This is a genomic window from Patescibacteria group bacterium, from assembly GCA_028716665.1.
Taxonomy (GTDB): Bacteria; Patescibacteriota; Patescibacteriia; order UBA2591; family JAQUPP01; genus JAQUPP01.
The window spans coordinates 497,388-513,071 of the sequence record JAQUPP010000001.1; the positions used below are offsets into that span (position 1 = coordinate 497,388).

Annotated in this window: 8 protein-coding genes; all 8 read left to right on the plus strand. The window is 35.4% G+C overall.

Annotated elements, in window-relative coordinates; genetic code table 11:
* The first annotated feature begins 90 nt into the window (after positions 1–90).
* The 8 genes from rpsU to mrdA all read left to right on the plus strand — a co-directional run bounded on the left by rpsU (position 91) and on the right by mrdA (position 15,659).
* A complete protein-coding gene (gene rpsU, locus PHF10_02525; GenBank protein ID MDD5534604.1) occupies positions 91–309 on the plus strand; it encodes a 30S ribosomal protein S21 in 219 nt (72 codons plus the stop codon).
* A 58-nt stretch (positions 310–367) separates the two neighbouring features.
* Complete coding sequence (locus tag PHF10_02530; protein MDD5534605.1) at positions 368–823, plus strand: GatB/YqeY domain-containing protein; 456 nt, start codon at positions 368–370, stop codon at positions 821–823.
* Positions 824–846: 23 nt separating this feature from the next.
* Positions 847–9,783 carry an Ig-like domain-containing protein gene (locus PHF10_02535; GenBank protein MDD5534606.1) on the plus strand — a complete coding sequence of 2,979 codons (8,937 nt, stop codon included), beginning with the start codon at positions 847–849 and terminating at the stop codon, positions 9,781–9,783.
* A gap of 29 nt (positions 9,784–9,812) precedes the next feature.
* Entirely contained in the window at positions 9,813–10,418 is a 606-nt protein-coding gene (locus tag PHF10_02540) for a hypothetical protein (protein MDD5534607.1), read from the plus strand.
* Between the two features lie 326 nt (positions 10,419–10,744).
* Positions 10,745–12,331, plus strand: a complete 1,587-nt coding sequence (locus PHF10_02545; protein MDD5534608.1) for a hypothetical protein — start codon at positions 10,745–10,747, stop codon at positions 12,329–12,331.
* Positions 12,332–12,353: 22 nt separating this feature from the next.
* Positions 12,354–13,157, plus strand: a complete 804-nt coding sequence (gene mreC / locus PHF10_02550) for a rod shape-determining protein MreC (GenBank protein MDD5534609.1) — start codon at positions 12,354–12,356, stop codon at positions 13,155–13,157.
* 211 nt (positions 13,158–13,368) lie between these two features.
* On the plus strand, positions 13,369–13,710 hold the full coding sequence (locus PHF10_02555) for a hypothetical protein (protein MDD5534610.1): 342 nt from the start codon (positions 13,369–13,371) through the stop codon (positions 13,708–13,710).
* 23 nt (positions 13,711–13,733) lie between these two features.
* Positions 13,734–15,659 carry a penicillin-binding protein 2 gene (gene mrdA / locus PHF10_02560; protein MDD5534611.1) on the plus strand — a complete coding sequence of 642 codons (1,926 nt, stop codon included), beginning with the start codon at positions 13,734–13,736 and terminating at the stop codon, positions 15,657–15,659.
* The last annotated feature ends 25 nt before the right edge of the window (positions 15,660–15,684 follow it).

A 15,684-nucleotide genomic window follows, 5' to 3' on the forward strand; every position in this document is an offset into this window, starting at 1 on the left:
AAATTTTAAATTATTCCCGTTTTATAAAATAACTCATCTTATCTATCAATGTCTTGACCATATTTAAGCCAAATGTTATAATAATAATATATGAGTATTGAACTTAAAAGAAAACCAAATGAATCCTTAAATATCTTTTTAAGAAGATTCAGCGAACGTATTAAAAGAAGCGGCGTACTTGACCTTGCCAAAAAGGGTCAATTTTATGTTAAACCGCAAAGTAAGCTTCTTCGCAGAGCAAGCGCTTTGTGCAGGAAAACGTCTCGCGAGAAAATGGAATATTTAAGAAAACTTGGTAAAATTAAATAAAGAGTTTTGTCAAAACTTTCTCGGTTTCTAAATTTAATTTATTAATTAATTTTTTAGTATGCTGTTAGAAAGAATTGAAAAAGATTTTAAACAAGCCTTGCGTGAAGGAGAGGGAGACACGAAGGCTGTTTTGCGTATGTTAAAATCAGCTTTGGCGTATAAGGCCATTGAGTTGAGACCTAAAAAACAAGAATTGACGGACGAGGTGGCTGTTGATATTGTCGGAGGAGAAATTAAAAAACGCAGAGAAGCGATAGAATTATACGAAAAAGGTAATCGGCCGGAATTAGCCGCCAAAGAAAAAAAAGAATTGGAAATACTTTTCAAATATATGCCTGAACAATTATCTGGTGATCAAGTGAAAGAAATGGTTTTAAATGTTATTAAAGAAATTAATGCCGCCGGTCCTTCGGATTTCGGCAAGGTGATGGGTTCAGTGTCTAAACAAACCAAGGGAAAAGCGGACGGCAATCAAGTCAGCCAAATAGTCAAAGAACAATTAAACAATATCTAAAATTTAAACCTAAAATTTTTTTTATGAAAATTGAAATAATTCGCCAAACAGCGAACAAAAAACAATTGAAAAAAAATATATTTTTAGGTTTTTTATGTTTATTGATGGTGTCCGGATTTTTATTTTTTATTTTAAGTCCGGTCATGACAAAAGCGCAAGAAATGAATAATGGTTTGGAAAATTTCCGCAGTGCGGCAAATTATGCCAATACTGATTTGCCGACGGCGATGGGAAGAATAATGAAAATTGTTTTGGGTGTACTCGGATTGGCGGCAACAGTTATTGTCATTATGGGTGGTTTTAAATGGATGACTTCGGGCGGAGATGAAAATAAAATTTCTGAAGCCAAGAAATTAATGATGGCCGGCATTGTCGGCATTTTAATTATTGTTTTAGCTTACGCTATTTCCAGTTTTATTATCGGCAAACTTATGAGCGTAACTCCTCCTCCACCTCCTTGTGTGGGAAGTTCTTGTCTTAATAATCCATATAACCCTCTACCGGTAGATGTTTTTAAAGTTAAAAGAATTGAGAGCACCCACGGCAGTTCTTTGAAGGCAGGCTCTTTGCAGACAGATTATCATCAAGATGTTTATTTATGTTCGGCTGTCCAACCGATGTTTAATAATTGGATTAATGCGGAGGCAATTAAAGATTTGGCTCAGAATGATTTAAGAGTTGAAACAACAACAGGAGGCAATAAAATAAATGGCGAATGGCAAACCAGGGATGGCATTATTATATTCAAGCATCAGGATTTATTTAACGAAAATACCGAATATACAACTTATTTGCCCAAAGCGATTCTGAATACAAGCAGTAAAACCTTGCAAGATTGTTTGGCTAGCGGAACGGCTAACGGAAAATGTATAGAGAATGGAAGCTATTTTATTTGGAACTTTACAACCGGTACCACCACGGACAAAGTTGCTCCGACCATTACTTCCGTTTATCCGATTTTAGACCAAACAAATAAACATTATCCGGATCAAAATGTCTCCCTTAAGCCGGCGATTGAAGTGAATTTTTCGGAAGCGATTGACGCCACTACAGTTATAGAAGAAGATAGTGTTAATCCGATTTCAGATAATATTTGGCTGGCTGAAATAGACAAACAAGGTGGCATAATTAAAGAAACTTTACTCCCCGAAGAATTTACAGTAAATATGAGTGATAATGGATTTAGATTAAATTTAAGCGATGCAAATTTATTAAAACCGTTTACATGGTATAGAATTCATGTCAGCGATATTAAAGACCTTTGTTCAAATAAAATGGCCGCGGCAATGGAATGGGAGTTCCAAACCAATGATCGGGCACCCGGAATATCATCTGTCTATCCGGAAGGTAATAAAGTTTGTCTTGATTCTAATATTAGTATTGTCTTCAATACTCAAATGTATGACAATAATATAGACATAGAAATTAGTGATGGTGTCGATACTTTTACTACGAATATGACGCCAAGCGTTATCGGGGTGCCATATCAAAAAGTGATTACAGGCGGAATTTTTAAAGTGGACAATCCTAAAGATCCGATTGATAACGGATTTAGGATTTTTACTTTTGAGCCGACTAATAATTTAAAAAGCAATACGAAGTATACGATAAAAATTAATACTGATTTGGTAATTGACCAAAAAGGCGCTCTTTTAGCTCGCGAATGGAATTTTACGACCGCTACGCCGGAAACTTGTTTGTGTTCTCCTTGGATTTCTTCTTTGAATCCCGAACAAGGTTCAAATGGCCAATGTTTGACTATTAGCGGCGCCTGTTTTACTGGTACTGATTTACAATCTGCTGATCCGAAAATTGAATTTATCTTAAATAGTGTTTCTAAACCGGCAACAATTGGCGGAAAAGATAAAAATTATATTACTACCGTTGTCCCCTCAGATTATATAAAAAGCGATCAACCCCAAGTTCAAGTGACAATTAAATATAGAACTGGAGGAGAAGAATTAGTTAGCAATCCATCCGAATTTACTGTTGATAGCGATGAAACAGCTACCGGTCCTTGTCTTTGGTCAATTAATCCTTCCAGCGGTTATCCAAGTGAAACTTCAGTTAATTTAAGCGGTTTGCGTTTTGGCCCTGCTTCAGGTCAAACCACGCAACAAGTTAAATTTTATAATAATCAATCAGCTTCTTTTAAAACTTGGTCAGATAACCTGATAGAAAAAACTTTGGTTCCAACGGATGCTGTGACCGGTAATGTCGCGATTATTAATGATGCAGGTACCAGTAATGGAATACCCTTTACAGTTTTACCGCATGTCGGATCGGCAGGATCTTTATGTCGAGCCAGCGAGTGTCCTTCTAATCCATTGAATACTTGTACGGCTCCATATCAATGTAAAAATGAAAGTACTGACACTTGCCGCTGTTGTTGTGATCCAAAAAATGATTTATGCGCTTCACCACTTCATTGTTTAGCTGATCAAGGTAGTTGTAACAGCACTAGCGCAATCAATCCACGTGGTCTTTGTTGCGGTTGTACGGGAGATGATCAATGCGGCGCCGGCGCCGGTTGCGGGATGCTTGACTCAAATCGTTGCTGCTATAATCAGCCAACTGTTAAGATTTCTGCCTGCTCTAATCCTCAAAATCCTTCAAAAAAGATTGGCAACAATACGGCTATTTCCATAATTTTCAGTGATCTAATGAATTATGGAAGTTTAAAAGAAGAAAATATTAAAATTTTTGAAGAAACAGCGGGAATTTGCAAACTTGATAAAATTTGCGAACAAGAAACAAGTTGTAATTGTCAAGTTAAGAATGCGACAGTATGCACAGTCAATAAAAATAATAAAGAGTGTAATTATGAGCATATTCCTGTTCAGGGAAGAATTATTAATTCAGATGTTCAGAGAGAAGAAATATGTAAATTGGCTACTTTGAATTGTGATAAAGACAAAGGATGTGACTGCAAAAATGGTAATAAAATAGTTTGCACGGTAAAAAAAGATAAAGATTCTTGTGCTTATTATGTTTCTGATCATACTGAAACTGTTTTTTATCCATCAGAGTGTAGGCTGGAAGAAGAGACTCTTTATAAAGTGACAATCAGAGGGGGGATTAACGGAAAAGGAATAATAAGCAAATCAGGTGTTTCCATAAAGGACAAGGAATTTACGTTTACTACCGGAAATAAATATAATTTTTGCGACGTGGATCAAATTAAGGTTTCACCAGTTTCAACTATAATTAAGAGTTTTAAAGAAATAAAAAAATTTACTGCTCAGGCCAAAGATACAGAAAATAATTCAATTTGTGTTCCTGGATTTATTTGGGGTTTTCCCGATGATATAAATGTGGCAAATTATATAGAATCATGCAGTCCTGCTAATTGTGATTGTATTAATTCTCAAGGACCCAGTTGCGCTAGAAATCTAAAAAAGGTTTTAATGAATCCTGCTATTGAAGCAAACGTTCAGGCGCAAGCTGAAGGAGCAACCGGAGTTTCTGCGTTTACTGCCGGAAAAAATGGCTTGGCAAATCTTGAAGTTGATTTAATTTCACCGGTGATTACGAGTATTAGTCCGGAGGAAGGCACTAATAATCCAATTATTCCAACTTATGTGACAATTACCGGAATAAATTTTGGTTCAAGTCAAGGCGAAAGTAAAATAATGTTTGGTAATGTGACTGCGGATATTGCTTGTCAGAATTGGTCTGACAAGAGTATTGTCGCCATTGTGCCGCCAAGTTTAGATAAAGGGTTAAATCAAGTGACAATTTTTCAATCAGATCAGGGAGCGAGTAATCAGGTGGGTTTTAAGGTGCAAGATTCTTTTCATCCGGCGATTTGCAAGCTTCAACCGAATTTCGGTAAAACGGGCGACATTGTTTCTATAAATGGAAAAAATTTTGGAGATACGATGGCTAATAACGGTAAAATTATTATTGGAGATCCTTTAAATGGGGGAGTAGAATTAGTGAAAACGGTAAATAATAAATCTAATCCTAATATTTTATCTTGGTCTAATCAGGAAATAAAAATAAAAATGCCTGAAGTTGCTCAAAATGAAGCTGAGGTGACTGTCTCGGTTCCTTCGCCGATTGAAGCCGGTAATCCTTTAAAAATTAGCAATCCCGTAACATTTCACAAAGCCCCGATAATTACGAGTATTACGCCCGGTGATGGTCCGAAAAAAACATGGATAACAATTCATGGTTATAATTTCGGCTCTGTGAAGGGTGTAGTTTCTTTTAAATATAATAATACTAATTATTCAGCTGCTGATTTACCAACTTACTGCGGATCGTCTTGGAGCGATACGCAAATTATAGTTGAAGCGCCGCAAATTTTGCCGGACGTGGCGACTGATCAAGATTCTTATAATCTTCAAATTGAGGTTGATACCGATTATGGAATAGCCAGTCAGTCGGTTAAATGGACACTTAATAAAAAATTATTGGGTCCGGCGCTTTGCTCGATTAATCCGTCCAATGGCTGGCCGGGATTTAGTCCGGTTACGATTCAGGGTGAAAGATTTAATTTAGCCAGTGGCGAATCCGCCCGAAGTCTTGTCTTTAATAAAGACAAGGAAGCGGCAATTTTAACTTGGTCAACTGATGGCGCGATAAACAATATCGCTGTTCCGCAAGACGCAACCAGCGGCAATGTAGTGGTCACAAAAACAATTCAGACCAACAGCCGTCAAAAATGTATCGGTATTTCTTTTGGCGGAAAGTGTTTTGGTAAAAAGCAAACGGTTTGGGATGAAATTAAAATGACCAGTAATCCTCTTCATTTTAATATTGTTCCTTTGGGTGGTTGCGGTATTTTCGGCACTTTGGATACTCGAGACAGGGATCCGATTTTAGTTGGCGAAAAAGAGAATGAATATCCGCCTGTTAATCCTTTTGACAGCCAAAGTGTAGGAACGCTCGCTACTGACGGAAAATATCTTTACACAAAAAGTTGGTCAGGTTATGATCAATGGCCAAATGGAGTTTACGGATGTACTAATGGCAGCGGCTGTGAAGATAATATGATTAGTAAAATCGGTACCGGTTATCAAGGAACTGTGTCCGGTAAAATTTATAAAAAAGATTTGGCAACAGTCAATCACAGTCTTACAATGACTTATTTTCCTGATGATTGGCTTTATAACGGTTATACTAATAATGGACATAATTTAGAAAGAGTGAATGTGATCACTGGTGCGGTTGATTATGTTGAGATTCCATCGTCAACGCCTTTAATGAATCGGGAAACCGGACGAGATTTAACTGAATTATATGAAGATCTTTTAATCACTTCTGACGGGAAATATGTTTATAATTTAGCTCATGGTATTAATGGCTCTTATTATAATGGTTTTAGAGTTAAAATTTTTGACCCGAATAAAAATTGGCAATTAGTGAAAGAATGGACTTCAATTGGTTCGGGCAGTTATATTCCATCTTTTTATACTGACGGTATTATTGCTGACGGAGACTATATTTATGCGATTCAATGGGGCACCGCAGGAGGCGGAGGTTATCTGATTAGAAAGATGGAGGCTCTAACCGGTAAAGTAATTGCCGAGTGGACGAGTGAACAAAAACAACTTAATAATCCGCAAGGTAAAAATACGGATATTATTTCCGGACAATATGATTGGGTTAATAATAAAGTTTGGTTGGGCGACTTGGTTGACCGTAGGAATGCCGATAATAAGTGCGACCAATGTTCGGGCTATTGTCATTGCACTCCGGCTTATATTTATCGTTATGCTTGCCAGGGAGCAGGTCAGTTGGGCTTACCTCAAGTAATTGGAGATGCCAATTGCGAAACTAATCTTCCGAGTCCTTCACCGGCTGCGGATCTATCCGCTGTTTGCTCTAATGCCGTTATCAGTGCGCGTTTTAATCAAAAAGTGAGCGGTTTGACTCCTTTAAATATTCTAGTTCAAAAATGCAATAATGGTTCAGATAATTTTAACTCTCAAAATTGTACTGCCGACGTGGCAGGTAGTATTTCTTTAGACAGTTTTAATAGTCAAGGTTTTATTTTTACGCCAACTAATAATTTAGACGCGAATTATTGGTATCAGATTACGTTAAAAAGCGGTTCCACCGGAATTAAAAATCTTAATAATTATTCTTTGGATGGCAATAAAAATAATATTCAAGACGGCGAGGATAATTATTTTTGGCATTTTAAAACAGGATCAAATCTTTGTTCGCCCGAGAAAGTTAAAATATCTGAAACAGTACTAGTCGGTGAAAAAGCGGGAATAATTATTAAACCAGGAACTAGAAATTATTTTGCTCAAGCTTTTGGTCCAAATTGTCAAATTCTAAAATCCGCCAGTTTTTCATGGACTTGGACCTCGACAAAATCTGAATTTGCCACAGTCGGCAGTTCGGTTAACAATCAGACAACTGCGACAGGAGTTGATTTGGGAGAAACAGATATAACCGTAACAACAACTCAGCCGGATCCTTCTGATGCCACTAAAGAAATTAAATTATCAAATAAGACCCATTTGATTGTTGCTACTAGGCCAACAGCAATAAATTATCCAGCGGTTGGCAGTACTAATATTTGTCTTAATACTTCAATCTCCGCTACTTTTGACCAATTAATGGATGGATCCACGCTTAATTCAAAGACAATTAAATTTTATAAAGTAGTTCCCGATTTGGATGAAGAAGAAGAAGGATCTCCGCTTTCATTTAACCAAAATATTAATAAAAATATTTTGGTTAGATTTTTTAATAATTTAAAAAATGTTTTTCTAAAGAAAACTGAAGCGGCGGAAAAAATTAATATTTCCGTGGTTGATGATGCAAAACAAACTAAAGTTTATTTAAACATTGATTTATTAGATGAAAAGAGTACTTATAAAATAGAAATTCTTGGGGGAGAGAATGGCGTAAAAAGTAAATATGGCATTGGGATGACAGCAGATAAATCTTGGACGTTTATCACCGGCAAGGAAATTTGTAAATTGAGTGAGGTAAAAACATCCATAACCGGCAATTCTGAAAAATGTACGGTTGGCGCGGATAAAAAATCGGCAGAATGTTCCAAGGAAAATTCAACAGTTAATTTTAAAGCTATTGCCAAAAATAATAGAGGAGAAGAAATTCAAAGCGTGACCGGTTATCAGTTGGCTTGGTCATGGAAATCTTCTGATACAAATGTGGCGACTATTTCTAACACAGTTAATAATGCTGTTGCTACGGTGAAAAATAAAAATGGTTCAGCCCAAATTACGGCCACGGCTGAAATAACGGGGGGGAAAGAAAAAATTTCCAATAGTGCGTCAATTAAAGTTTTCCTTTGTGAAGTTCCATGGATTTTTGAAGATAAACTCGGTCAAGCGGAGACGAAAGAGCCTTATACTAATTTCAGATTGCAATATTGCCAGGGAGATTTAAAGAAAAATTTGGTTTCTAATGGAAGTTTTGAAATAGATAAAACCAAAGATGGCATTCCCGATAATTGGTTAAATCATGGTAAAGAATATAGTACTGATGGTAAAAATAGTTATTCCGGTAAAGCGGCTATCAAGCCGGGTTATTCATGGTGCCAACCCAGTGATTCATCTGTTATGCAATATGACATTACTATAAAACCAAATACTTTTTATACGTTTTCAGCTTATGTTAAGGGTGAAAATATATATGCGCCGCGCATAGATATAAGATTTTATCATGATATTTCCGAAGATCCTCATCAATTTTCCAATAATTGCGCTTGGTATAATGGTGGAGTAGATAAGGCTGATATAAATTGCAGTTTTTCCGGTGTTTTGGATAAAGATAGTTACAAACGAATTTATTTTACTTTTAATTCCGGATCGAATGATAAAATTCAATATATATCCCTCCAAGGCGTGGGAGGCGTTTGCAACCCGGCCCAAGCTTGTAATTGTGGAAATTCTTCAGGAAAACCTTGTGATGCCAGTGCGTGTCCGCGCGTAGTTTGGTTCGATAATCTCCAATTGGAAGAAGGTAAACAACCAAGTGAATATCAGGATTTTCCATCCTTACCGTATCTTGTCGCAACCGAGACTACGAAATCAAGCGTAGTTAAAGAATTTATTTTTACCAATAGTGTTAATAATGACGTGATTGGTCTCAAGGTTTTAAAAAATCCTGATTATCTCACTCCTTTTGAATGGTATAAGAAAAATGTACCCAATCCCGGTTCACCGACTTCATTAATTGTTAATGGTTATCAGGCGGTTAAAGAAGGAAGAACGGTTTATGTCGGCGCGACAAATGTTGATAATAATGAAATAATTGAAGGTCTGATTTATCTCATCTCATATTCTGATAACGCCAAGCCGGAAACAATTGATATTTTTAATAAATTAGTTGAAGATTGGCAATTTAATACAAATAAAACTGTTGATAAACAACTGATCCAACGGGATTTGTTCCGACTTTATGATTTAAGAACAATGAGCCAAAAATTGGCGGATTATAAATCAAATTATGATTATTATCCAAAACTTGAGTCGGGCAGTTTTATGAAAGGAATAACCGATTCCAAATGGCCTTCTTGGAAAAATCCTCAAGGGCAATTTATTTCCAGTATGCCGAATGATCCGATTAATCAATTCTTAAACCCGACAAGCGGTTATTGCGCCGGTTGCAATAATGCTAGCCAATGCGATGGAACATGTTATAATCAAAGTACGAGTAAATACGAGTGTCCGGTCGGTTCGCACGTTTATCAATACATGGTTAAAGATGGAGGGGCGGATTATAGTTTGTATTTGAATTTTGAGACAGATTCTTTGAAATGGCAGAAAAGTTGCAGCGGCATGGATCAATCCAACTGTGAAATTCATTATTTATGCGGTTGGGCGGCCAATAAATGTCAGTCAAAATTATTCGGTTATAGCTCAGATATTTACAAATGTTTTGATTCTGTCTATGGTCCGGTTATTGGGAAAACAATAATAGATTCATATGGATCTATTAGCGGAATGAATACTAATTATCAGCAATAATAAATTTTATAAATTGATAAAATATAATTATGCCAGATGAAATAAAAAATTTAGATGCGGATTTTGCCAATCAAGATGGGGGAGTGGAAGATATTTTTGAGGATGTTGAGCGTAAGAATTTTATTTCTGATGAAAATAAAAATTCCGACAATTCATCGTCAAATCGCAAGAAATTCAATAAGAATTTTGTCCGTGTTGTTTTTATTATTATCATTATCGCGATTGTCGGGGCGGGAGTTTATTATTACGCTTTGCCGAAAATAAAAAATTTAATGGAACAGGCAAAAATAAAAAAACTCAATCAGACCGGGCAGCCTCAAGCAAATTCGGAAGACAAGACGGCGCCGATAATCATTATTAAGCCGATTGAAATGGCTCCTGATGCGGATGGTGACGGCTTGACGGATGAAGAAGAAATCACACTGGGCACTGATAAAAATAAATCTGACACTGATAACGATGGTCTTTCCGACCGAGAAGAAGTTAAAGTTTATTTAACAAATCCCTTAAAACTTGATACTGACGGAGACGGCATTAAAGACAGTCAGGAAATTAAAAATAATACTGATCCGAATAATTCAAACCCAAACGCCAAATTATTGGATTTACAAAAAGAAATTGATAAATTAAAGTAAAGAGTTTTGTTGAAAATTTAGAGGCTGAAAGCCGAATAAATTATCATTACAAAACCTTTACCCCCTCCTTTTGAGTGCTTTTAAATTTATGTATTACGTTCTATTTCATAAAATTACAAAAAAACCATATATTGGTTTTTCGCAAATCTAAAAAAATAATCAAAAGCATCTAAAAGGAGGGGGTACTCAAATTATTAATAAAATTTTTCGCGTTATTGCCAAGCGAGCGAGGGAAAAGAAAATTTATTTTCTTTTTCGAGCAAGCGCAGGCAACACAGATTTAATAATCTTTATAAATAACTTAAAAATTTTAAAAAATTTGGTATATGCCAGAAGAAACACCAATTCAACCGGAACCACAAAAAACAAATACTTCCGCGGTGCAGGATATTTTTTCTAATCCTCCGGCGGCGGCGAAAAGGGAGATTACAGAAGAAGTGACTCAATACGGGACTACCGGAGAGATGATTTACGTTATGCCGGAAAAATTTCGTAAAGCTCAGCGCAAGCTATCAAAAAAAGATAAAAATAAATCTCTTATTTTAATTTTGTGTCTTTTAATTATTATTATCGGCGGAGGATTGGGATTTTATTTTTGGATAAAAAATTATCATCCGAATATTCCGGTTATCACTCAAATTCCGGCCATTACTCAACCGGATGAAAATAATTCTTCTTCTGTCCCGGTCGCAAATACTTCAATTGAACAGACTCTAAAAGCGGAAATAAAAGATCAATCAGGAGAATCTGTCTCTTGGTTGGAATTCTATTTACCTGCCGGAGCGGTCGATTCAAATTTAAAAATTGAATTAACTTCAGAACCGACAACCAATAATGATACATATAATGATTATAAGGTTATTGGAGGAATTTATAAAATTCAATCCACTAATCTTGTTTTGCAAAAATCCGCAACCTTAAGAGCTTTTTATCATAATAAAATTATTGAAAGCAATTGGGAAAGCGATATTGCCTTGGGTTATTTAAAAGATAATATTTGGACTCCCTTATCAAGCACGCAAGATGCGGAAAATAATTTAGTCACTGTTCAATTAGACCTTCTGCCCTCCGATACATTTGCTTTGATTGTTTCAAAAAATAAAGCAACGCCTAAAATAGAAACATTTCAAGTGGCTCCGCAAATTTCTTCCACGATTGATTCTGATCAAGACAGTCTAACCGACACTGAAGAAACGATTTATCGTACGGGTATTAATAATCCTGATACTGATGGCGATGGCATAAGTGACGGTCAAGAAATAGTTAATTTAACCGATCCGTTGCAAGCGGGGGAGAATAAGCTTTCGGCCGCCGGTTTGGTTAATATTTATACCAACTCCACTTTTTCCTACAGTTTTTTCTATCCATCTTCTTGGATAACCAGGGCGATTCCGGAAACTAACAACGAAGAAGTTTTGGTGATTACCAATACCGGAGAATTTTTCAGCGCGACGGTGGAAAAAAATCCCGACCAATTGTCTTTGATTGATTGGTATTTAAAACAATCGCCGACAACAGAAAGAAATTTATTGACTAATATTACGGTTAATAATCAACCTGCTCTTTGGAGTTCGGATCATTTGACAATTTATATTGCCAAAGATGAAAATGTCTATACGGTTTCATATAATGTCGGCACTGAAAAAGAGGCGAATTTCAAGGCTACTTTTAAAATGTTAATTAACAGCTTTCAATTCATCATTCCGTCCTCACCCGTTTCATCAAGGCCTGATGGAACTTTAATAAAATATCCGGACAGCGCCATGGTTTATTTGATTGAAAACGGCAGTAAAAGAGTTTTTAAATCAGGAGAAATTTTTGAAAAATTAGGTTATAAATGGGAAAATGTGATAGAAATTTCAGCGGATGAAACTTTTTTGGATGGTTCTATCATTGATGAAAATGAATCATAATAATAATCTTTAAATATAATATATGTCAACGGCTGATTTAATCATTAAAAAAAGAGTGGTTATTTTTTTTATAGTAATAGTTTTACTTTTTTTTGCTTTTTCCAATGGAGGAAAAAATACTCTATTTTTTTTATTGAAACCTTTCGAAAAATTATCTTATAAAATTTCGGGTCATCCGAAAAATTATATTGAATGTCAAAATTGGCAAAATGATAAATTGGCGTTGGAAAAAGAAATAAATAATCTTAAAACCGAAAATACCAAATTTCAAATATATCAAACGGAAAATCAAGTTTTAAAAAATCATTTAAATTTTTTAGAAACCTCCAAGGATTCATTTGTCATAACTAATGTTATAGGTAAAAGAATAGAAGCAGGTTATACTTGGTTTTTACTTGATAAAGGTAAAAAAGACGGTGTGAATATTGATCTGGCAGTTGTTGATGAAAATGGAATATTGGTTGGCACGATAATAAAAGTTGAAGATTATATTTCATTTTTACAGCCGGTTTTTGACAGTCATTCGCAAATTACCGCTGATATTATCATAAAGGGAGAGAGCCCTAATTCTGTCTCAGGGATAGTGCAGGGAGAATACGGCTTGACTATGAAAATGAATTATATCCCGCTTGATAAACCGATAAAAACCGGAGATATTATCATTACTTCGGGATTGGAAGAAAATATCAGGAGGGGATTGATAATTGGCGAGGTGGCGGAGATTAGCAAAAAACCAAATGCAGTTTTTCAGGAAGCAACTATTAAATCACCTAAGTCTCTCTTGGATTTAAGAATCGCGTCAATAATTTTAAAAAATACCCCATAAAGTTTTAAAATATAAAAATGATTTTTAAATTTTTAGATTTTTGTATTCTAATATGGCCAAATTGAAACTTATATTATTATTTTTTTCAATAATCTGTTTAAATATTTTACAGATTTCTTTTTTATTTAAATCTTCGGTTCTAAGGTATTTGAATCTTGCTCTGATTTTAATAATTCTTTTGCTAATTTTTAATAAATTTAAATTTGCTATTTTGGCTGTGTTAACGAGCGGTGTTCTATTGGATTTATACTCTATTTTTAAGCCGGGAGTTTTTTTTCTGACATTTTTATTGACTTTGATTATCTCTTATAAAATTATCAAAGAATTCAGTCAGATGTCGACGAACAGTGTTTTAATTGTGGCTATTTTAAGTAATATAGTTTATCAAATTATTATTTTAATTATTGTTTGGCTTGCTTATTTTTTAAATTTTCAAGATTTTATGGTGGTGACAGACAGATTCTATTGGTTTAATTTTGGCTGGTCTGTTTTAGTAAACAGCATGGCAATAATCATGGGATATTCAATTATTAAAACTTTACGTCAAAAATAAAACAATGATAAGAAATATTTCTTATGGACGATCCATTTAAAATTCAACAAGAAGATAAGAATATCAGAGATGGAAATTTAGAAGGATTTAATCAGCGACGATATACGGGAAATTATTGGCCGCCGGAAGAAAATTGGGCCGGGCCGATAGTTTTGCCTATGGAGAAAAAATCTCTTAATGTTTTTATTTTTTTAATGATCGCGGTTTTGACGATTGTATTCGGCAGAATTTTTTGGCTTCAAGTTTTTTCCGGACAGGAATTTAGGAATATGGCCGAGGGCAATAGAATCCGTGTTGAAACGATTAAGGCGGATAGAGGGCTTATCTATGATCGCTATCAGACTCCGCTTGTTAAAAATATGCCAAATTTTTCTTTAATAATAATACCTGTGGATTTGCCTAAAAATAAAGAAACAAGGATAGAAATTGTTAATAAAATTTCATCTTTTTTGGGGAAATCATTAGAAGATTCAATTAAAGAGGAATTGTCTAAGCTTACGGCTGATCAGCCCAATCAATCAGTATACCCCGTTGTTTTAAAAGATAGTTTGAGTTATGAAGAAGCGATGAAGTTAAAATTGGAAGAAATACCAGGCATCTCCGTAATTGTAGAACCAAAAAGGCAATATTTGGATCCTACTTATTTTTCGCACGTTATCGGTTATATGGGTAAAATTACACCCGAAGAATTGACTGATAATAAAGGATATTCAAGAACAGATTCTCTTGGTAAAACCGGATTGGAATTAAATTATGAAAATATTTTAAAAGGAGAAAATGGAGAAACAAATATTGAAGTTGATTCGCTTGGAAGAGAAAAAAGAATCGCCAGTCAAAAAACACCTCAAACCGGACAAGATTTGATTTTAACCATTGACGCTGGTTTGCAAAAAAAAGTTACTGACGTTTTGAGTCATTATATTAAAGCGGCCGGCGCTCGCGCCGGATCAGCCGTAGCAATAGATCCACGAAACGGCGAGATTCTGGCCATTGTCAGTTGGCCGACTTTTGATAATAATATTTTTATTCAAGCAAGCGCCAGTGATTTTAAAACTTTAATAGAAGATTCTTTCAAACCATTATTCTTCAGGGCAATCAGCGGTCAATATCCGTCAGGTTCAATTTTTAAGCCGATTGAAATAGCTGCCGCTTTTGCCGAAGGCATTATTAACGAGAAAACAACAATTCTTTCAACCGGAGGAGTGAGAATCGGACAATGGTTTTTCGGTGATTGGAAAACAGAAGGACATGGTATTACTGATTTTAGAAAAGCTTTGGCCGAATCGGTAAATACTTTTTTTTATTATATCGGCGGAGGATTTGGAAATTTTAAAGGCCTTGGACCGGAAAAAATTATTCAGTATGCCGAACTTTTCGGTTTAAACAGCAAAACAGGGGTTGATTTAAAAGGCGAGTCATCGGGTTTTTTATTAACACCTGCTTACAAAGAAAATGTTCAAAAACAGCCGTGGTATATCGGTGATACTTATCATTTATCCATCGGCCAGAGCAATATTTTAGTAACGCCGATTCAAGTGGCGAATTATACGGCGGCCATTGCCAATGGCAAAACTCTTTTTCAACCTCGTTTGGTCAAGGAAATTGACAATTCGGAAACCGGCCAAAAAATAATAATTCAGCCGCAAATTATCAGAGAAAATTTTATTGATCCAAAATATTTGGAATTAGTCAGAGAAGGAATGCGTCAAACAATAACTGTGGGCAGCGCGCGCAGTTTAAATACTTTGCCGATTCAAGTAGCCGGTAAAACAGGCACAGCCCAGGTGGAAGGAAAAGGCAATCACGCTTGGTTTACTTGTTTCGCGCCTTATGAAAATCCGGAAATAGCTCTAACTATTTTAGTGGAAAATGGAGGCGAGGGCTCATCTTTTGCCGCGCCGGCAGCCAAAGAAATTTTATCCTGGTGGGCAGAGCAAAAGAAAAAATAATATTTTTGTAAAATGTGATATAATT

Coding starts and splice junctions, on each gene's coding strand:
- PHF10_02530 (MDD5534605.1), top strand. CDS start 368: ATGCTGTTAGAAAGAATTGAAAAAGATTTTAAACAAGCCTTGCGTGAA.
- rpsU (MDD5534604.1), top strand. CDS start 91: ATGAGTATTGAACTTAAAAGAAAACCAAATGAATCCTTAAATATCTTT.
- mreC (MDD5534609.1), top strand. CDS start 12,354: ATGTCAACGGCTGATTTAATCATTAAAAAAAGAGTGGTTATTTTTTTT.
- PHF10_02545 (MDD5534608.1), top strand. CDS start 10,745: ATGCCAGAAGAAACACCAATTCAACCGGAACCACAAAAAACAAATACT.
- mrdA (MDD5534611.1), top strand. CDS start 13,734: ATGGACGATCCATTTAAAATTCAACAAGAAGATAAGAATATCAGAGAT.
- PHF10_02540 (MDD5534607.1), top strand. CDS start 9,813: ATGCCAGATGAAATAAAAAATTTAGATGCGGATTTTGCCAATCAAGAT.
- PHF10_02535 (MDD5534606.1), top strand. CDS start 847: ATGAAAATTGAAATAATTCGCCAAACAGCGAACAAAAAACAATTGAAA.